The following is a 22,971-nucleotide window of genomic DNA, read 5'->3' as shown; positions in this document are numbered from 1 at the left end:
TTTGGCGCCTTTTTGCATGCAAAAATAGATTCAATGGCTATTTGAGCATATATATATGTCATAGTATTTTGTGATGTAATTAAAATAGGTAAGTAATAATTAGATCATGATAGTTTACTAAGGTGAAATACATTTTTTTATGAAGTTAATTTTATGCGAAAAAATTAGTACATTTAGCATATTCATAAGGCATATGGCGGAGTTTTTGTATATTCATAAATATTTATGATTTAGAAGTGAGTGTAGCGTGAAAAATTTTTTACTTTTACCATAGAATATGATATGTTTAATATGATATGCATCGGTAAATAGCCATATATTAACTGTATTTTTACTTTTTAAAATAGTTATAAAATATTTTATTATATTCATATAATCTGATAGTTTTATGCAAGGAGTAAGACGAGATGAACCGAATTTTTAAAGTAATCTGGAGTCGTACAAAGGGATGTTATGTCGTTGTGGCTGAAACAGCGAAGAATATGTCGAAACGATCGACAATGACATCTGTGTTTGCCAAGATGCTCGGAATTTCTATCTGTACTGTTATGTTAGCAGGAGGGATTATACCAACTGAAGCGCAGGCATCTACATTAAAATGGGGTGATAATGCTCAGGCTAAAAATGGTACTGTAGCGATAGGTGACAATAGTACAGCAATGGCAGATAATAGTGTGGCCTTGGGTACAGGTGCTACTGTTACAAAAACTAATAGGGCTAATGTTGGTAATGTGCAAGGTGTTGCAATCGGAAGAAATGCAACGGTTGAAGTAAATAATGGTGTTGCTATCGGTAATTTGACAAAAGTAGCTTCTTTAAATGGCTTTGCCCTTGGTAATACATCCTGGGCTGGATATGATGAGGCCGGTAACTATGTGGGTGCCGATAATGATCAGGCATTTGGTACCAATGCCAGAGCTTGGGGTGGATCATCCATGGCATTTGGTAATAATGCGAAGGCATCTAAAGGCGGTGCCGTTGCTATGGGTAACGGCTCTCAATCCAGAGGCGAGTGGGGCGTAGCCATCGGTAACGGTGCAAGAGCATTGGCAGCGGGTGCTCGCGCAATCGGTGCGAACTCTACAGCTGACGCTACTAATGCTGCTGCTATGGGTTGGGATAGCGTGGCTAGCGGTGAGGCTTCTATTGCTATCGGTGAGACGGCAAAAGCGACGAAAAATAATTCTATTGCTATGAGTAAAGCTGCAATCGCAGCTTCAGATGATTCCATTGCCATCGGTAAAAATGCATTAGTTGATGTGAATCAACAACGATCAATTGCATTAGGTGCCAACTCCAAGACGGCTAATGTGGTAAGTACGCCAAATCAGCATGTAAATGGTTTATGGTATAAGAATTTAGCTGGCGGCAGTGCTGACTCCACGCTTAGTGTGGGTAGTGATACGGTAAAACGTACGATTACCAATGTGGCGGCGGGACGCATGAATGCTTCGTCTACAGATGCTATTAACGGTAGTCAGTTATATGCCGTAGCAAATAGCCTGGGCAATTTAGCCACTACTACTAAAAATATCCTTGGCGGTAATGCGGCGCTCGATCCTGATACCGGTAAATTAACGATGAGCGATATCGGTTTTACAGGTAAAAGCACGATCCACGATGCTATTAGATATAATAAAGACAATATTGATAAGGGATTGTTCTTTTATGGTGATAACTTTGTTCAGAACCAAGTAAAATTAGGTGACACAGTAAGAATAAAAGGTGGCGCTAGCGGTGCTCTGGCTGACAACAATATTGGGGTTCAAGCAGACGGAAATGGCACACTAAATGTGAAATTGGCTAAAAAATTAACTGGTTTGGATAGCGTAACAGCAGGAACTGCTACGATTGATAATAAAGGGGTGTCTGTAGGCGGTAAACTCTATGTGTCAACCGGTGGTCTTAATGCCAATAATCAACAAATTAGAGGTGTTGCAGACGGTACAGGTAGTCAGGACGCAGTTAACTACGGTCAGTTGCAACGCGCAATTAATGGTACGGCTAAAGAAGCCATAGTAAAAGCAAATGATGATGGTAATATTACGGTAAGGGAAAACTCAACGGCGAAAGGTGGTAAGGAGTATACTGTTGGCTTAAACTATAAGATTACTGTAGGGAAAGGGGCGGCCTCGCATCCTGTAACCATAGATAGTGGTACAGGAACGGTCACAGGTCTTACCAATACATCATGGGATGTAAATAATCCAGCACCCGTTACAGGGCGTGCTGCTACGGAAAATCAGTTAAAGCGGGTTAATGAGAAAGTTAATTCCAATCAGTATTTTATTAATCGAAATACGCAGAGTATCTCAGATAACTCAAGCCGTATTGGTAACAATGCACGAAATATCACAAAAATACAAGATGATATTACTACTAATAAGAATGATATTAACACTATCAATAATACTCTTGAAAAAGGGCTCTATTTTAGCAGCGATACAGGTGCTCCGATTAAGAGAAAATTAGGTGATACTCTAGTCATTAAAGGCGGTGCTACAGGGGCATTATCCGATAATAATATTGGTGTTGTATCCGATGGTACCGGTAGATTGACTGTAAAGTTGGCAAAATATTTAACAGGATTAGAGAGCGTTAATGCAGGAAACACTACTATTAGTAAAAATGGTTTGAGTGTAGGTGCTAGAACCTATGTAACACCTGATGGCATCAATGCTAATAATCAAAAGATTACTGGTGTTGCTAATGGTACAGCACCTAACGATGCGGTTAATTTCAGTCAATTACAAAGTGCTATCGGTGGTACTGCTAAGGCCACTACGGTAAAAGGGAAAGACGCGAATATAACCGTAACAGAAGGTGCCAATGCAAATGGTGGTAAGGAATACACTGTTGGATTGGGCAATAAACTTGCTGTAGGTACGGCACATCCTGTGACCGTGGATGGAACCACAGGAACTATAACAGGTCTTACTAATACAACTTGGAATGTAAATAATCCACAAGCCGTAACTGGTCGTGCCGCAACGGAAGATCAGTTAAAAGCTGTTAATACGCAAGTTAACACAAATAAGGATAAAATAGCTCAAAATACAACTGACATTGCTCAGAATACGACTGATATCGGTAAGAATAAACAAGATATAGCTAAGAACAAGACTGATATAGCTCAAAATACGACTGACATCGGTAAGAATAAGCAAGATATAGCTAAAAATACGGCAGATATCACCAAGAACACAACCGATATTGGTAAGAATACGACTGATATTACACAAAATAAACAAAATATCGCACAGAACACACAAGATATTACGACCAATAAAAATTCTATCTCTACCATCAATACGACTATCGCTAAAGGTCTAAATTTTGATGGAGACAGCGGCGCTGTAATTAACAAACAGTTGGGCGATAAGCTTAGCATCAAGGGTGGTGCAGCGGCTGCGAATTTGACGGACAATAATATCGGTGTCGTATCTGATGGCAACACATTAAATGTGAAACTAGCTAAGACATTAACCGGTTTGGATAGCGTAACGGCTGGGGGTACAACTATCAATAGTAGTGGTTTGACCGTAGGCGGTAAGACCTATGTAACTCCGAACGGCATCAATGCAAACGACAAGAAAATAACTAATGTTGCTGATGGTGAAGTGGCGGCTAATTCCAAAGAGGCAGTTAACGGCGGTCAACTTCATGCGGCTAAAACCGAATTAAATAACAATATTAATAATGCTAAAACTGAATTAAACAAAAATATCGGTGATGCCAAAACTGAGCTCAATAAAAATATTAATGACGCTAAAACTGAACTGAACGGCAATATAGATAATGCTAAAACCGAGCTAAACAATAATATATCGACTGCGAAGAATGATGTGATTAATACAGGTCTCAAGTTTGATGCGGATACAGGCGGAACTAAGACCAATAAATTGGGTTCCAAGGTAACGGTAAATGGCGATGATAATATCACGACAGAAATCAGTCAAACTGGTGACGATACTAAGATCGGCCTTAAATTAAAAAAAGATCTCAACGTTACTACTGTTACTGCTGCTGATACTGTGAAAGCTGGCACTGTGACTATGGGCAAACAAGCTGGTGGTGCTGGCGGTGCAAACGGTAACTTTGTGACAGGACTCGATAATAAGTCTTGGAACGCGGATAATCCTCAAGCTGTAAGTGGTCGAGCTGCAACGGAAGATCAGTTGAAATCCGTTAATGATAAGGTCAATACAAATGTAACCAATATCAATAAAGGATTAAACTTTAACGGTGATAGCGGTACTGCGATTAATAAAAAATTGGGCGACACTGTTACCATTAAAGGTGGTGCTACAGCGGATCTTACGGACAATAATATCGGTGTCGTGTCTGATGGCAGCACATTAAATGTGAAACTAGCTAAAACATTAACTGGTTTGGATAGCGTAACAGCTGGTGGAACAACTATTAATAGTAGTGGTTTGACTGTAGGCGGCAAGACCTACGTAACGCCGAACGGTATCAATGCAAATAATCAAAAGATTACCGGTCTAGCAAAAGGCACAGATCCTACTGATGCGGTTAACTTCAGTCAGTTGCAGGATGCTATCGGTGGAACTGCTAAGGCAAGTACTGTGAAAGCTAAAAACAGCAATATCACTGTAGATGAAGGTACAAATGCAGCCGGCGGTAAGGAATATACTGTCGGATTAGGGGATAAAATCACCTTAGGAACTGCTAATCCTGTATCTGTGGATGGTACTGCAGGCACGGTAACTGGTCTTACTAATACTGCTTGGGATGTAGATAATCCACAAGCCGTAACCGGCCGTGCTGCAACGGAAGATCAGTTGAAGTCTGTTAATACGCAAGTTAATACGAACAAGGATAAAATAGCTCAAAACACAACTGACATTGCTCAAAATGCGACTGATATTGGCAAGAATAAACAAGATATAACTAAAAACAAGGCTGATATTGCTCAAAATACAACTGACATCGGTAAGAATAAGACTGATGTTGCACAAAATAAGCAAAATATCGCTCAAAATACGCAAGATATTACGACTAATAAAAATGCTATATCCACAATCAATACGACTATTGCTAAAGGCCTTAACTTTGATGGAGATAGCGGCGCTGTAATTAATAAACAGTTGGGCGATAAGCTTAGCATCAAAGGTGGTGCAGCGGCTGCGAACTTGACGGACAATAATATTGGTGTCGTATCTGATGGCAGTACGTTAAACGTGAAGTTAGCTAAAACATTAACTGGTTTGGAAAGCGTAACAGCTGGTGGCACTATCATCAATAGTGTTGGTTTGACCGTAGGTGGTAAGAATTATGTATCTCCAAATGGTATCAATGCGAACGACCAAAAGATTACCAATGTTGCTAATGGCGATGTGGCGGCTAACTCCAAAGATGCGGTGAACGGCAGTCAATTGCATGACATTAAAACTGAGTTAAATAAAAACATTAGTGATGCTAAGACTGAGTTGAATAAAAATATTGGTGACGCAAAAACTGAACTTACCAACAAAGGCCTTCGTTTTGATGCGGATAATAACGCTGAAAAAACGAATAAACTAGGATCCAAGGTAACGGTAAACGGCGACGACAATATTACGACGGAAATCACGCAAACCGGTGACGACACTAAGATCGGTCTAAAATTGAAGAAAGATCTTAATGTTACATCTGTTACGGCTACAGAAACTGTGAAAGCTGGCACTGTAACCATGGGTAAACAAGCCGATGGTGCAACACCTGCTAATATGGGGAATTACGTAACAGGTCTTGATAATACGGCATGGAGTGTCACTAATCCTACTGCTGTTAGCGGACGTGCTGCAACAGAAGATCAATTGAAGACAGTTACTGAAGCCATCACAACTCAAGGCGCTAATGCAACGGACTTTAGTCTCGTTGCAAATCCTGCAGCAGGTTCCAATGGTGACTATACTGTAGATGCCAATGGTGACGTGGCATTGACAGTTCAAGATAAGAACCATCCGGATAAAACAAAAACCGTAACGATTAAAGATGTAGCATCTAAATCCGAATTGGATAAAGGCTTGAACTTTAATGGCGACTCTGGCACGACTATTAATAAGAAATTAGGTGGTACTGTTGCCATTAAAGGCGGAGCTACGGCCGCAGATTTAACGGATAATAATATTGGCGTTGTATCTGACGGTACAGGCACATTGAACGTGAAGTTGGCAAAAACATTAACCGGTTTAGATAGCGTAACAGCTGGCGGTACAACCATCAATAGTGGTGGTTTGACCGTAGGTGGTAAGACCTATGTATCTCCAAATGGCATCAATGCGAACGACCAAAAGATTACCAATGTTGCTGATGGTAATATTGCGGCTAATTCCAAAGACGCGGTTAACGGCGGTCAATTACATGAAGCTAAAACTGAGTTAAACAAGAATATCGCTGATACAAAGACTGAATTAAATAAAAACATTGGTGATACTAAAACCGAATTAAACAAAAATATCGCTGACACTAAAACTGAACTCAACAATAATATTAATGACGCTAAGACTGAACTTACCAACAAAGGCCTTCGTTTTGATGCGGATAATAACGCTGAAAAAACTAATAAACTAGGCTCTAAGGTAACGGTAAACGGCGACGATAACATCACCACAGAAATTACACAAACTGGTGACGACACGAAGATCGGCCTCAAATTGAAGAAAGATCTTAATGTTACTTCTGTTACTGCAGCGGAAACTGTGAAAGCCGGCACTGTAACCATGGGTAAACAGTCCGATGGTGCAACCCCTGGTAATACGGGCAACTATGTAACTGGTCTTGATAATAAGGCTTGGAGTATTGATAACCCTACAATTGCATCCGGCCGTGCAGCAACGGAAGACCAATTGAAAACAGTTAGTGACGAAGTTAAGAAACAAGGTGCTAGTGCAACGGACTTCAGTCTCGTTGCAAATCCTACGGCAGGTTCCAATGGTGACTACACTGTAGATGCTAATGGTGACGTAGCATTGACAGTCCAAGATAAGAACCATCCGGCTGCTCAAACAAAAACCGTAACGATTAAAGATGTGGCATCTAAATCCGAAGTGGATAAAGGCTTGAACTTTGACGGTGACTCTGGTACGACTATTAACAAGAAGTTAGGTGGTACTGTTGCCATCAAAGGCGGAGCTACGGCTACAGATTTAACGGATAATAATATTGGCGTTGTATCTGATGGCACAGGCACACTAAATGTGAAGTTAGCTAAAACATTGACTGGTTTGGACAGCGTAACAGCTGGTGGTACAACCATTAATAGTGGTGGTTTAACAGTAGGCAATAAGACTTATGTATCTCCAAATGGCATCAATGCAAACGACCAAAAGATTACCAATGTTGCTGATGGTAATATTGCGGCTAATTCCAAAGATGCGGTTAACGGCGGTCAATTGCATGACACTAAAACTGAGTTAAATAAAAACATTAGTGATACTAAAACCGAATTAAACAAAAATATCGCTGACACTAAAACTGAACTCAACAATAATATTAATGACGCTAAGACTGAACTTACCAACAAAGGCCTTCGTTTTGATGCGGATAATAACGATGAAAAAACGAACAAGCTAGGCTCTAAGGTAACAGTAAACGGCGACGACAATATTACGACAGAAATCACGCAAACCGGTGAAGATACGAAAATCGGTCTTAAGTTGAAGAAAGATCTTAATGTTACATCTGTTACGGCTACGGAAACTGTGAAAGCCGGCAATGTGACAATGGGTAAACAATCCGATGGTGCAACCCCTGGTAATATGGGTAACTACATAACAGGTCTTGATAATAAGACTTGGAATGCAGGTAATGTCGTATCCGGTCGTGCTGCAACAGAGGACCAATTGAAACAAGCCTTGGCAGGTCAAACTGATACAGGTCTTAAATTCAATGCCAATGTAGGCGGTGTACAAACTAATAAATTAGGCTCTACTATCACTGTTCAAGGTGAAGGCAAAGCTGCTGATACCGACTATAGCGGTGACAATATTAAAACTTTCATCAAACAAGATGCAGCAACAGGTAATACAACAATTGATGTAAAAATGAACAAAAACCTTAAGGCTGAATCTGTGAAAGTCGGCAAAGACGGTAAGGATGGCGTATCTCTTACAGGCCCAGATGCGGCGAATGGCACCGACGGTAAAGTAGCTGTTACAGATAAAAACGGCAAGGATGTTGTGTCCATGTCGGGTAAAGACGGCGTAGGTCACATCGGTTTAACTGGTAAAGATGGTCATAGTGCGGATATTATCGCTGATAAAGGCGCTGCTGATATTAATGGAAATGAAATCACGCGCATTAAATACAAAGATGAAAATGGTACAACCCATGAAGTAGCAACCAAAGATGATGGCATGGCATACGGTGGCGACTCCGGTACTACCATCAAGAAGAAACTTAATGAACAATTGGACATTAAGGGCGGTGTCACCAATGAATCTGAGTTGACCGAAAACAATATCGGTGTTATTAGCAAAAATAATATCCTTAATGTTCGTTTGGCAAAAAATCTGAAAGGCCTAGATTCCATAACTTTCAACAATGGCACTAATGGTGCAAACGGTAAAACCGTTGTTAATGGTGAAGGCATGACCGTTCAAGATAAGGATGGCAACCCGTTGACTGCTATTACAAAGGACGGCGTGAAGATTACCAATGGTCCATCTATGACGAAAGATGGTATTGATGCAGCCGGCAATAAGATTACAAACGTAGCTGACGGTACAAATCCTAAGGATGCGGTTAATAAATCTCAATTGGATACAGCGGCTAACGCTGCTAAGGCAATCGTAACAGAAGGTAATAATATCAAAGTTGATAAGACCATTAATGGTGATGGCTCTACAAATTACAAAGTAGGCCTCAAAGACCAAATAACAATGGGAACTGATGCTACGAAACAAATTGCGATGGATGGTACAACAGGTACAATCAAAGCCGGTGACAAGGTTACAATCGACGGCAACAAAGGCACCATTAAAGCAGGTGATAAAGTTGAAATCGATGGTAATAAAGGTACCATTAAAGCCGGTAATGTTGCGATTGACGGTGAAAATGGTACAATCAAGGCCGGTGACAACGTAACAATCAACGGAAAAGACGGTAAGATTGATGCCGGTAAAGTGTCTGTTGATGGCAAGGACGGTCATGTGACAGGTTTGGAAAACAAAGATTGGGATCCTAACAATATCACAAGTGGTCGTGCTGCTACAGAAGATCAATTGCAGAAGTCCCATAAAGCCTTGGATAATAAGATTAATAACTTAGGTGATGACATTACGAAGAAAGGCATGGATTTTGCCGGTAATACAGGTGATTTTCACCGTGATTTAGGTCAAAAGGTTACCATCAAAGGTGAAGGACAAGGGGCCGATAGCGATTATTCCGGCGAAAATATCAAAACAGTAGCCGAAAATGGTAATGTTACTATTAAAATGGCTAAGAACCTTAAGACCGATAGCATTACTACCAAAACAGTTACTGCTGATACGGTCAATACTGATAAGGTGAAAGTCGGCAAAAATGGTCAAGATGGCGTTTCCATTACAGGTCCAGACGCTGCGAATGGTACAGACGGCAAAGTAGCTGTTACAGGTAAAGACGGTAAAGATGCTGTATCTATGTCGGGCAAAGACGGCGTTGGTCACATCGGTTTAACTGGCAAAGATGGTCGCAATGCGGATATAACTGCTGATAAGGGTGATTCTGATCTTGGAGGCAATTCTATTACTCGTATTAAGTACCAAGATGAACAGGGCAAGACACATCAAGTGGCAACCAAAGACGATGGTATGAAATACGGTGGCGATTCCGGTAATGTGATTAACAAAAAGCTTAACGAACAGGTAAACGTAGTCGGTGGCATTACTGATGCTAGCAAGTTGACGTCCGAAGATAATTTAGGCGTCGTATCTGACGGCACTAATCTTAAAGTTCGTATGGCGAAAGATTTGAAAGGTCTTACATCTGTAACTACTAAGGATGCTGTAGGTAATTCTACGGTTGTAAACGGCAGTGGCATAACCATTACTCCTGCTAGCGGTAACACCGTAAGCCTCACTAAAGATGGATTGAATAACGGTGGTAAAACAATTAGCAATGTAGGCCCTGGTGTAAACGGCACGGATGCGGTTAACGTAAATCAATTGAAGGGTGTTACGGAAGGAATGGCTAATGCTATTAATTCCGTGGCGGGCGAAACGCAACGTGTAGGTGCTCATGCGGCAGCTATGTCTGCGTTGAAACCTATTCAATATGATCCGTTAGAACCAACTCAAGTGATGGCTAGTATCGGCAATTACAGAGGTGAAACCGCAGCGGCGTTAGGTGTTGCACATTATACATCGGAAGATACTATGTTCCATGCAGGCGTATCTGTTGGTAGTCGTCATAATATGGTGAATGCCGGTGTAACTCGTAAATTCGGTTCTTCTGATGAGAAGAAGGCTATTCCTGAGCGCTACAAGGGCGGTCCTATCAGCTCTATGTACGTAATGCAGGATGAAATGACTGCTTTGAAAGCTGAAAATGCACGCATGAAAGCGCAGGATGAAAAATTAACTGCAGACTATGCGGCATTGAAAGAAGACAACCTTCGTCTACAGAAAGATAACGAAGAAACTAAACGACAATTAGCTCTTATTATGAGTCGTTTAGGCATGTAAATCATATAAATTTCATTTTATATTCATGTGGTAAAATCTGTTAATGTACCAGAAAATACCCATGAAGATTAGATGATTTTAACCCTATATGGTATATAAAATGAAAGAACGAAAGTCTACTGTGAAAAGACTTTCGTTCTTTTTTTGTATTTGACTTCACAAACCTTTCATAATAGTGTATAATACAGAACATATAATTTTAATCGAAAATTATGAATATGATTAATTTACTATAAAATCATTAGTTTTAGATTATAAGTGTTGTTTGGCCCATTGTAGCAAGGGTTTTTATGATTGAAAATATATTTAAATGAGTAAGAAAATCAATTTTTAAAAGAAGTTTAAAGTTCTAAAAATAAATGAGCGAAATATGAAAAAAATATATTTACATTCATAAACTAATCTGATATTTTATATGTATAGTAATTAAATTTTTGATGAAAATTTTATTATTTTTAGTGTTTTAGTGTTGGTTTTAGAATCCCTTATAAAACTGTGTGAAAGGTAGGTACTACTAAATGAATCGTATTTATAGGGTAATTTGGAGTCAGGTACGGGGCGCATATGTCGTTGTATCTGAAATCGCAAAAAGCCATACTCGTGGCTCCAAAAGCTTTGTCAGTAATTCCGCTAAAGCTTCGGTAAAAGTTGGCTTGGCGGCTATGGTTTTAACCTGCGGTAGTGGGTTGATTTCGGGTGTTGATGCAGCGCCTAACAGAGGCCTTTCTTTGGCTCCTGGTGAAGGTCCTAATGATGGTGGGTTTACATATTTATATCCTAGCCAAAATTCTCCTTATATTCAAATGTATGATTACAAAACACCGGGGAATCCAGGACAAGGATATTTATATACAAATAATAAGGTGTTTGGCATCCAAATCGGTAACAATGCGAATGCCCGTGCTAATGATGGTTCTGTGTCTGGTATTTCTATCGGTGACTATTCTCAATCTCGTGCGTTGGGTATCGGTTTAGGCCACTATGCTCAATCTGAACAAATCGGTGCTATTGCTGTTGGCTCTGCTGCGAAGGCAAAAGGCTTTAACTCTTTGGCGATGATGCGTCAAGCTTATGCAGGTGAACAATATGCGGCAGCTATTGGTACGGCAGCATCTGCACAAGGTAAAGCGAGCTTGGCTATGGGTCACTCCGCATTAGCAACAGGTGATCAATCTATTGCTATTGGCTCTGCAAATCCAACACCAATGAAGGATGATAAAGGTACACCGTATACAGCATATGACGGAACTACTAATACTCAAGCTAATGCAGCTCGTTCTATTGCTATCGGTCAAGGTGCTAAATCAGATACTGAAGATAGTGTAGCTATGGGTACTAGTGCGTATGTAGCATCAGGTTCAAATTATAAAGGTGAAGGTTATGTAAGAGGCGTAGCCATCGGTAACCGTGCTACATCTAAAGGCATTCAAGGCGTAGCTATCGGTAATACGGCTGCTCATTACCGCGATAATGCAGTGGCAATCGGTAATGCTGCTACAACTTACGCAAAAGACGGCGTTGCCATCGGTAACAATGCTGAATCCGGTATTCAAAATGACCCGACTGTTAAAGTAAATAACTCCGTTGCTGTAGGTAACTCTGCACGTGCTCATGGCGGTTCCGGTGTGGCTCTTGGTAATGATACATATGCATTGGGCGGATCTTCTGTGGCTGCAGGTAATGCGGCATGGGCATTAGGAGAACGTTCCACAGCTATCGGTAACAATGCTCATTCTGAAGGTTACGGCTCTATTGCTATGGGTCGTGAAGCGAGTGCTTTGAGTACTCAAGATGGAGACAAGAAAAATGTTGTGGCTATCGGTGATGATGCACAAGCAACTGGCTCCCGTTCCATCGCATTGGGCGTAAGCGCTCAAGCTGGTACATTAGAACGTGTACGTGATCGTAGCGTTTACAAAGATAATCCTGAATTAATCACTAAACTTAAAGCTCAAAAAGAAGTAACTGATGCGGTAGCAATCGGTAGCGAAGCAAGTGTACAAGAAAACGAAGGCTTAGCTCTCGGTAGCAAAGCAACAGTAAATAATGTTCGTGGCGTTGCATTAGGTGCTAATTCTGCAACAGCTGCTCCTGTAAGTACTGCTAGTGAAACAATTAACGGTTTGAAATACAACTATGCAGGTGGTAGTGCTGATTCCACAGTTAGCGTAGGTAATACTTCTACAAAACGTACAATTACTAATGTTGCTGCTGGTCGTGTAAGCGCACAATCTACAGATGCTATTAACGGTAGCCAATTATATGGCGTTGCTAATGCAGTAGGTAATGTAGCTAACAGCACTAAGAATATCTTGGGCGGTAATGCTCAGGTTGACCAAAACGGTACTATCACCATGACTAATATTGGTGATACAGGTAAAAACACTGTTCATGAAGCTATTAAATCCGCAAACTCCGGTTGGGAACTTCAAGTTAATGGCCAAAAGGTTAAAGATGTAAAAGCTCCAAACCGTACAGTGAACTTTAACGCTGGTAAAAATATTAAATTAGAAGGCGCCGGAGACAATGTTACAGTTGCAACAGTTGATAATGCAAACTTCAACTCCGTTACAACTGGTAGCGTATCTATGAGCAAAACCGGTATCAATGCTGGTGGTTATCAAATTACCAATGTACAATCTGGCGGTGATACATTAACAAATGCGGCTAATATCGGTGATATTTCTCGTATTGCTGCAAAATACGATAAATACTTGCAACGTGGTTCTGCAACGTATGAAGCAAACGGTAATGGTAAGATTAACATGACCGGTACAAATGGTTTGACTGCTGAAGTAACAGGTTTGAAAAACACGTATGTTACATCTGGTACAGTATCCAATGACGGTAAGAGATTGACATTGACACGTAATGACAATCAAACATTCGATGTTGATATCTCTAAAATCTCTAATGGTCTTTCCAAAACTGACTACCGTTTGATTGCAAACCCTGCAGCAGGTAGCAATGGCGAATATAAAGTAGCTGCTGATGGTAGCATGACATTGACTGTTGCTGATGCTGATGGTTCCAACCCTAGACAAGTTAAGTTGACGAACCTTGCTTCTAAAGAGCAACAAGATATCAATACTACTAATATCACAAATAACACTAACAAGATTGCTAAAGGCTTAAGCTTCCAAGGCGATAACAATGTTAAAATCAACAAACAACTTGGCGATACTTTAGGTATTACAGGTGGCGCTACAGGTGCTTTGTCTGACAACAACATCGGTGTTGTAGCTAAAGACGGCAATCTAAATGTTAAGTTGGCAAAAGACCTAACAGGTTTGAACAGCGTAACTGCAGGTTCTGTTCGCGTAGGTACACATAGCGATAATAAAAACTATGTAACTGGTTTGGACAATAAAGAATGGAATGTTCAAAACCCTACCATCACATCTGGTCGTGCAGCAACTGAAGATCAGTTGAAAAAAGTGTCTGATGAAATCAAGACTACTAATGCAGCTAAAACAGATTACCGTTTGATCAACAATACAAACTCTGCAGACGGTTCTTACTCTGTAGAAAACAACAAGGTTGATTTAAAAGTTAAAGATGAAGCTCATCCTAACAGCCCTGCTAATACAGTAACAATCAACAATATTGCATCCAAAACTGAATTGGATAAATTGACAGAACGCGCTGTTAAATATGATCTTAACGGTACTACTGTTAATAAAAACAAAGTTACTTTGGAAGGTCAAGGCGGTACAACAATTACTAACTTGAAAGCTGGTGAAGTATCTTCTACTTCTACAGATGCTGTAAATGGTAGCCAATTACATGATGTGAAAATCGAAGCAGGTAAACATTCTAAAGTTACTGTTTCCGATGATAACCTCAAATTGACAACTACTCCTGCTACAAGCACTGAAGGTGCTAAATATGATCTTCGTTTGAACAACAAAGTGACATTGGGTAGCGGTAACAATCAAGTAGTTCTTGATGGTACAGCAGGTAGAGTAACTGCTAGTGGCGTTGTAATGGGCTCTCAAACTGTTCAAAATACGAAACATGCGAGCGAAACTGGTAATTATGTAACTAACTTGAGCAATAAGAGCTGGGATTCCACATCTATCGTATCCGGTCGTGCAGCGACTGAAGATCAGTTGAAAAAAGTTAGCGAACAAATTACCCAACAAGGTAGCAGTGCAACTGACTATCGTCTTGTAAGAAACTCCAGCGCTGACGGTTCCTATAAGGTAAACGACAATGGTGAAGTATCCTTGACTGTAGAGGATAAAAACCATGCAGGCGTTAAAGAGCAAGTTACAATCAATAACATTGCATCCAAGACTTCTGTAGATAAATTGACAGATCGTGCTGTTAAATATGACATTAATAACGGTGTTGTTGATAAAACTAAGGTAACATTGGAAGGCGCTAATGGCACTACTATTACAAATGTAAAAGACGGTGCTGTAACAGCTACATCCACAGATGCTATCAATGGCAGCCAATTGTTCAAGACTAAAGAAGAATTGATCAATAAAGCCATGAAATTCGGTGCTGACTCCGGTAATGTAATCAATAAAAAACTTGGTGAACAAGTAAACGTTAAAGGTGGCATTACAGAAGCATCCAAATTGACTGCTGAAGACAATATCGGTGTTGTATCCGATGGCTCTAACGACTTGAAAGTTCGTTTGGCAAAAGACCTTAAAGGTTTGAACAGCGTAACTGTAGGTGATACAAAAGTTACTTCCAACGGTGTAACTATCAGCAACGGTGCTACAAACAATGCAGCTGTATCCCTTACTAAAACTGGTTTGGATAACGGTGGTAACAAGATTACTAACGTTGCTCGTGGTACAATCGACAGCGATGCAGTAAACTTGGCACAATTGAAAGAAGTATCCAACAGTGCATCTGCAGCAAATACAAAGGTAGCTGAAGGTAAAAACATTAAAGTTGATGAAAGCATCGACAATGTAACTAAAGCTAAAACATATACTGTAGGCTTGAAAGATGAAGTAACATTAGGCTCTGGTAATACAGCTATCAATATTAACGGTACAACAGGTATCGTGAAAGCTGGTACTGGCGATAATGCTGTGACTATCAACGGCACAAATGGTATTATCAACTCCGGTAAAGTAACAATCAATGGTACTACAGGTACTGTTAACGAATTGACTAACAGAACTTGGAACCCTAAAGCTATTACTAATGGTCAAGCTGCTACAGAAGATCAATTGAAAGTAGTAGATAATAAAATTGATACTACAAAAACTGAAATCGTAGAAAAAGGCTTGAACTTCCAAGGTGATGCAGGTACTGCAATTCATAAAGACCTTGGTCAAACTTTGAAAATCTCTGGCGGTCAAGCTGACGTATCTAAACTTTCAGAAAATAACATCGGCGTAGTTAATAACAACGGCGTATTGAATGTTAAACTTGCTAAAGATTTGACAGGCTTGAACAGCGTAACAACTGGTGCTACAACTATTAACAACAATGGTTTGACAATCGGTGGCAACACATTTGTTACAAGTAATGGCTTCAATGCTAACGATACTCAAATCACAAATGTGAAAGCTGGTACAGAGGATAACCATGCAGTTAACCTTAAACAGTTGAAAGAAGTATCCAACAACGCAGCGGCAGCTAAAACAGTTGTAAAAGCAGGTAAAAACATCAATGTAACTGATTCTGAAGATCCACTTACTAAAGCTAAGACTTATACAGTTGGTTTACAAGACACAGTAACATTGGGTTCCGGCAATACAGCTGTTAACATCGATGGTACAAAAGGTATTGTAAAAGCCGGCGAAGGCAACAATGCTGTGACTATGAACGGTACAAACAGCACAATTACTGCTGGTAACGTAGCGATTGACGGTGTAACAGGCAATATCAATTCCGGTAAAGTTCTTGTTAACGGTGCTAAAGGTACTGTAAACAACTTAACAAATATCACTTGGGATGCTAATAACATCACAAGCGGCCAAGCTGCAACAGAAGACCAATTGAAAGTTGTTGATAAGAAAATCACTGACAACGGTAGCAACTTGACTAAGAAGGGCTTGAACTTCAAAGGCGATGATGCTACAAGCATTCATAAAGACCTTGGCGAAACATTAGACGTTGTAGGTGGTACTTCCGATAAAGCTAAATTGTCCGACAATAACATCGGTGTGGTATCTGAAAACGGTAAGTTGAATGTTAAACTCGCTAAAGAGTTGACTGGCTTAACAAGCGTAACAACTGGTGCTACAACAATTAATAACGAAGGTTTAACAATTGGTGGTAAGAAATTCGTTACAGCTAACGGTTTTGATGCTAACAACACACAAATCAAAAACGTAAAAGCTGGTACTGATGGCAATGATGCAGTTAACTTGAATCAATTGAATGAAGTTAAAAATGCATCTAACACTACAGTTGAAGGTAGCGAAAACATCAATGTTAACTCCACAGTAGATCCTAATACACAAGCTAAAACTTACAAAGTAGCATTGAAAGACAATGTAACTTTAGGTTCCGGCAATAATGCAATCAACATCAACGGTACTACAGGTATCATAAAAGCTGGTGACGGTGCTAATGCTGTAACTATCAATGGTACAAACGGCACTATCAACTCCGGTAAAGTGACTGTCAACGGTACTGCTGGTACTGTAAATAACTTGACAAACATCACTTGGGATGGCAAAAACTTCACAAGTGGTCAAGCTGCAACAGAAGACCAATTGAAAATTGTTGATAAGAAAATCACTGACAATAGCACTGACTTGACTAAGAAAGGCTTGAACTTCCAAGCTGATTCTGGCGAATTAATCCATAAAGATCTTGGTCAAACATTGGATGTTGTAGGTGGCATTACTGAGAAATCTAAATTGTCTGACAACAACATCGGTGTGGTATCCGAAAACGGTAAGTTGAATGTTAAACTTGCAAAAGACTTAACAGGCTTGAACAGCGTAACAACTGGTCAAACAACTATCAACAACGATGGCTTGACAATTAACAACAAACAATTCGTTACAGCTAATGGCTTTAATGCTAACAATACGCAAATCAAAAACGTAACTGCTGGTGTAGAAGACAACGATGCTGTTAACGTTAAGCAATTGAACGATGTAAAAGCTGCATCTAATACAAAAGTAGAAGGTAGCAAAAACATCAATGTTGATGAAACTGTAGATAATGTAACAAAAGCTAAAACCTATACAGTGGCATTGAAAGACACTGTAACATTAGGTTCCGGTAATAATGCAGTCAACATCGACGGTACAAAAGGTATCGTAAAAGCTGGTGAAGGCGCTAACGCAGTGACTATCAATGGCGTAAACAGCACAATCAATGCTGGTAAAGTAGCGATCGATGGTGTAACAGGTAACATCAATGCTGGCAAAGTTCTAGTTAACGGTGCAAATGGTACTGTAAACAACTTGACTAACAGAACTTGGGATCCTAATAACATCACTAACGGTCAAGCTGCAACAGAAGATCAATTGCAATCTGTAGATCAAAAAGTTACAGACAACAGTAAGAAAGGCTTGAACTTCCAAGCTGACTCTGGTGAATTAATTCATAAAGACCTTGGTCAAACATTGGATGTTGTAGGTGGTATTTCTGATAAAGCTAAATTGTCTGACGGCAATATCGGTGTTGTATCCGAAAACGGTAAGTTGAATGTTAAACTTGCAAAAGATTTAACAGGCTTGAACAGCGTAACAACTGGTCAAACAACTATCAACAACGATGGTTTGACAATCAACAACAAACAATTCGTTACAGCTAATGGCTTCAACGCTAACAATACGCAAATCAAAAACGTAACAGCTGGCGTAGAAGATAACGATGCTGTAAATGTTAAACAATTGAACGATGTAAAAGCTGCATCTAATACAAAAGTAAAAGGTAGCAAAAACATCGACGTTGATGAAGCTGTAGATCCAACTACAAAAGCTAAAACTTACACAGTTGCATTGAAAGACACTGTAACATTGGGTTCCGGTAACACAGCTGTTAACATCGACGGTACAACTGGTATCGTGAAAGCTGGTAACGGTGCGAACGCAGTAACTATCAATGGTGTAAACAGCACAATCAACGCTGGTAAAGTAGCAATCGATGGTGTAACAGGTAACATCAATGCTGGTAAAGTTCTTGTTAACGGTGCAAACGGTACTGTAAACAACTTGACTAACATTTCTTGGGATCCTACACACATCACAAGTGGTCAAGCTGCAACAGAAGATCAATTGAAAGTTGTAGATAACAAAATTGATAAGAACACTGAAAACTTGACTAAGAAAGGCTTGAACTTCCAAGCTGACTCTGGTGATTTAATTCATAAAGACCTTGGTCAAACATTGGATGTTGTAGGTGGCGTTTCTGATAAAGCTAAATTGTCTGACAACAATATCGGTGTTGTATCCGAAAACGGTAAGTTGAATGTTAAACTTGCAAAAGATTTAACAGGCTTGAACAGCGTAACAACGGGTCAAACAACTATTAACAATAATGGTTTGACAATTGGCGGTAATACATTTGTTACAAACAACGGCTTCAATGCAAACAATACACAAATCAAAAATGTTAAAGCTGGTACAGAAGATAGCGATGCTGTTAACCTTAAACAATTGAACGAAGTAAAAGCTGCGTCCGATACTAAGGTAAAAGGTAGCAAGAACATTCATGTTGAAGAAGAAATCAACGATCTTACAAAAGCTAAAACATACACTGTAAACTTGAAAGACACAGTGACATTGGGCTCCGGCAATACATCAGTTCATTTCGATGGTACAACAGGTATCATTAGAGCTGGCGAAGGTGCTAATGCTGTAAATATCAATGGTACAAACGGTACAATCAACTCCGGTAAGGTAACTATCAACGGTGGTTCTGGTACTGTTAACGATTTGACTAACAGAACTTGGGATCCTAATAAGATCACTAACGGTCAAGCTGCAACAGAAGATCAATTGAAAGTTGTAGATAATAAAATTGATAAGAACACTCAAGACTTGACTAAGAAAGGCTTGAACTTCAAAGGCGACTCCGGTGAAGCTATCCATAAAGACCTCGGTCAAACATTGGAACTTAAAGGTGGCGAAGCTGATGCTTCTAAACTTTCAAATGGTAACATTGGCGTAGTTAATGAAAACGGTAACTTGAACGTTAAACTTGCTAAGAACCTTAAAGGTCTTGACTCTGTAACAGTTGGTTCCGATCCAAACAAACAAGTTGTACTTGACAATAAAGGTGTATCTGTAGGTGGTAAAACATACATTTCTAACGAAGGCTTAAACGCAAATAATCAAAAGATTACTAACGTGGCAGCTGGTGTAAATGATACAGATGCAGTTAACGTTCAACAGTTGAAGAGCAGCATGGCGGCAGCAACTACGACAGTGAAAGCTGGCGATAGCGGCAATACAACTGTAGAAACTACAGTTAATGCAGATAAGTCTAAAACATACACTGTAGATATCAAAAAAGACTTGAACTTACGCAGTGTAACTACAACTACAGACGATCAACAACACTCCACTTTAACAAACGGTAGAGGTGTTACAAGCACTGATACATTTGGTAATAAGACTACTCTTACTGCAGATAATGTGAAAGTATCTGATAGTCAAAATAATACAACTCAAACAACAGCTAAAGGTGTACTTGTAGATAATCCAACTAAGGCCACTGAGTTGACTGTTGACGGTGTTGTAACTACTGACAAAAAGACTAAGAGAACAAGCACAACTGCAGATGGTGTGGTTGTTACATCTGGCATGGGTAGTACTAAAGTAACTACTACTGTTAGCAGCAACGGTGTTGCAATTACTACTCCTCCAGCAGGTCAAGGGTCCCCTAAAGATGGTACTGGTGCAGTAACATTGACTAAGGACGGCTTGAACAATGGTGGCAATAAAGTTGTTAACATGGCAAGTGGTTATGGCGAAGGCGAAGATATCAACAATATTGCTGATAATAGCAGCAGCTTAACAAATGGTGCTAACATCGGTGACTTGAAAAAAGGTATCGATGGCCTTAAGAAAGCTGGCTTAGACTTTGCAGGTGACAAAGGTGAATTCCATCGTAACTTAGGTGAAAAAGTAACCGTTAAAGGTGGCGTTACTGATGAAAGCAAACTTTCCTCTGCAAACAATATCGGTGTTATTTCCGATAACAACGGCAGCTTGAATGTTCGTTTGGCAAAAGATATTACTGGTATCAACTCCATTACAACTATGGATAACTCCGGTCATACAACTGTAACAAACGGTAATGGTATCACAATCAAAAATAATGGTGGTGGCAGCGTATCCTTAACAAGCTCTGGTTTGAATAACGGTGGTAATAAGATTACTAACGTAGCACCAGGTGAAATTAGCTCCACTTCTACTGATGCTGTTAATGGTTCCCAACTTAATCGTGTTGCAAACAGCATGAATAATGTTGTAAAAGAAGTTCGTCAAGTTGGTGCGATGTCCTCCGCGTTGTCCGCATTGAAACCTATGGCTTATGACCCTTACGAACCTACTCAAATCATGGCAGGTTACGGTAACTACCGTGGTGACTCCGCATTGGCATTAGGTGTGGCTCATTACAAAAATGAATCCATGATGTTACATGCTGGTGTTGCTTGGGCAGGCAGCAATAGCCATATGATGGCAAATGCTGGTGTAACTTGGAAAGTAGGTAACAGAGACGGCGAAGCAGAAACTGCAGATCGTTATCGTAAAGGACCTATCAGTTCTACATATGCAATGCAACGTGAACTTGCTGCAATGAAAGCTGAAAATCAAGGATTAAAAGGTGAAGTAGCTGATTTGAAAGCTGAAAATGAACAAATGAAAGCTAATATTGCTGCAATGATGGCAAGACTAGGTTTATAATACGTTCATGCTGAACATTACGGGTTGAGGATTCCCTTTTGGGGGTCCTCTCACCCGATTTAATTCGTTGATAGAAAAGAGGAATATATAATGAAAAAATCCACTTTGCTTGCTTTCACAGCGGCAGTATTATTCGGCAGTGGCGTATTCCATGTTAATGCGGCATCTGCTACATTTGATGATCCATTGCTTTTACCAAATCCGGCTAAAGCGCCTACAACAGGTTCTGTTGTATTGGTTCCTGTGGCTAGCCCTCAGGCGGTGCAAAGTATCCATGAATTTGTGAAAGCATGGGAAAATGCGGAAAAACATATTGCTTTAGCTGAAAGCAAAAAGAATAATCATCAAGCGTTAACTAAAGAAGAAGCTAAATGGTTACATTCTAAAGATAAGCATAATTATGCTGATTATTTCCGTAAACATTCTTTAGGTTATGTACATGGCCAAGAAACTGCATTGAACTGGAATGGTGAAAACCGTAATAAAAACGAGTATAGCTATTACACATTCCCTAAATATGATAAGGACCAAGGCTATACAAATAGCTATGGTTACAATGTATTGCGCAGCATGGTTGATCGCATGAATGAATTGCTTCAAAAACAAAAGGCCGTTGGCGGTCCTTTGACTGATGAAGAAGCACAAGCATTGGAAGATGCTATGCTTGATATCATGGCTCAAGATCAAGAACATGTATCTAATGAAGAATTGCGTTATTACATGAACGAAGCAGTTTGGTTTGCTACAAAACAAACTGTGAAGAATATGTCTGCAGAAGAACCTTCTGTTGGCGATATGCACGAAATTAACCTTCGTGAAGCGATTCAGACAGATAACTAATCATCTAAATACACATATAATTAAATCTTTATATGTATAACTTTTGCTGTATAGGAAATGCAGATGCAATACCTTATATATAAAAGTTTTTAATATACAGTGTTGAAATGCAAATAAGGGATTCTATAAACACACTGTTATATAGGCAAGAAGCCGCAACAGAATGCGATATGTATTCTTGTTGCGGCTTCTTTTTGCTTTAAATTCTTCTTATATGATATGTGTGGAAACGTGATATAACTCAGGTTTTAAATTTGTAAAATTAGGCTATGAAAGTGTGTAAAAATAATGACAAAAATTTTCTGAAATTTGTAGTAAAATTTGTCCAAATTTTGTTGACATCAGTATATGGAAATGTTATTATATTCAAGTACCCCATATGAAGGGGCACAGATCTTTGAAAACTGAACAATGATAGGTAATCAATCATAACGATTGAACATATGCCAGAGTGCGGGTTTTGACAAAGTCAAAACCAACCATAATTCAAAGTTACTTCAATGTAACGACAACAAATAATGAGCTATTCAAATAGCTTCAAGATATCTTGGAGAGTTTGATCCTGGCTCAGGACGAACGCTGGCGGCGTGCTTAACACATGCAAGTCG

3 protein-coding genes and 1 rRNA gene are annotated in these 22,971 nt (G+C 39.7%); all 4 read left to right on the top strand.

All coding sequences use genetic code 11. The features are described 5' to 3' along the window. Window positions 1-407: 407 nt before the first annotated feature. Window positions 408-10,673: an ESPR-type extended signal peptide-containing protein gene (locus tag ACMKPP_RS00635; RefSeq protein WP_418369142.1), complete on the top strand. Its 10,266-nt coding sequence runs from the start codon at window positions 408-410 to the stop codon at window positions 10,671-10,673. A gap of 518 nt (window positions 10,674-11,191) precedes the next feature. Beyond that, window positions 11,192-21,523, top strand: coding sequence for an ESPR-type extended signal peptide-containing protein (locus tag ACMKPP_RS00630; protein WP_418369141.1), 10,332 nt, complete (start codon window positions 11,192-11,194; stop codon window positions 21,521-21,523). 90 nt (window positions 21,524-21,613) lie between these two features. Further along, window positions 21,614-22,363: a hypothetical protein gene (locus ACMKPP_RS00625; protein WP_058948381.1), complete on the top strand. Its 750-nt coding sequence runs from the start codon at window positions 21,614-21,616 to the stop codon at window positions 22,361-22,363. 544 nt (window positions 22,364-22,907) lie between these two features. After that, window positions 22,908-22,971: ribosomal RNA gene (locus tag ACMKPP_RS00620) — 16S ribosomal RNA — on the top strand; the annotation flags it as partial.

The sequence above is a fragment of the Veillonella parvula genome (assembly GCF_048309325.1).
Lineage (GTDB): Bacteria > Bacillota > Negativicutes > Veillonellales > Veillonellaceae > Veillonella > Veillonella parvula_T.
Note: the sequence above shows the minus strand (reverse complement) of the source record. Positions and strands in the feature narration are given on the sequence as shown.

Bases quoted from the DNA above. Each gene is read 5' to 3' on its own strand.
- ACMKPP_RS00635 (WP_418369142.1), top strand. From the start codon at position 408: ATGAACCGAATTTTTAAAGTAATCTGGAGTCGTACAAAGGGATGTTAT.
- ACMKPP_RS00630 (WP_418369141.1), top strand. From the start codon at position 11,192: ATGAATCGTATTTATAGGGTAATTTGGAGTCAGGTACGGGGCGCATAT.
- ACMKPP_RS00625 (WP_058948381.1), top strand. From the start codon at position 21,614: ATGAAAAAATCCACTTTGCTTGCTTTCACAGCGGCAGTATTATTCGGC.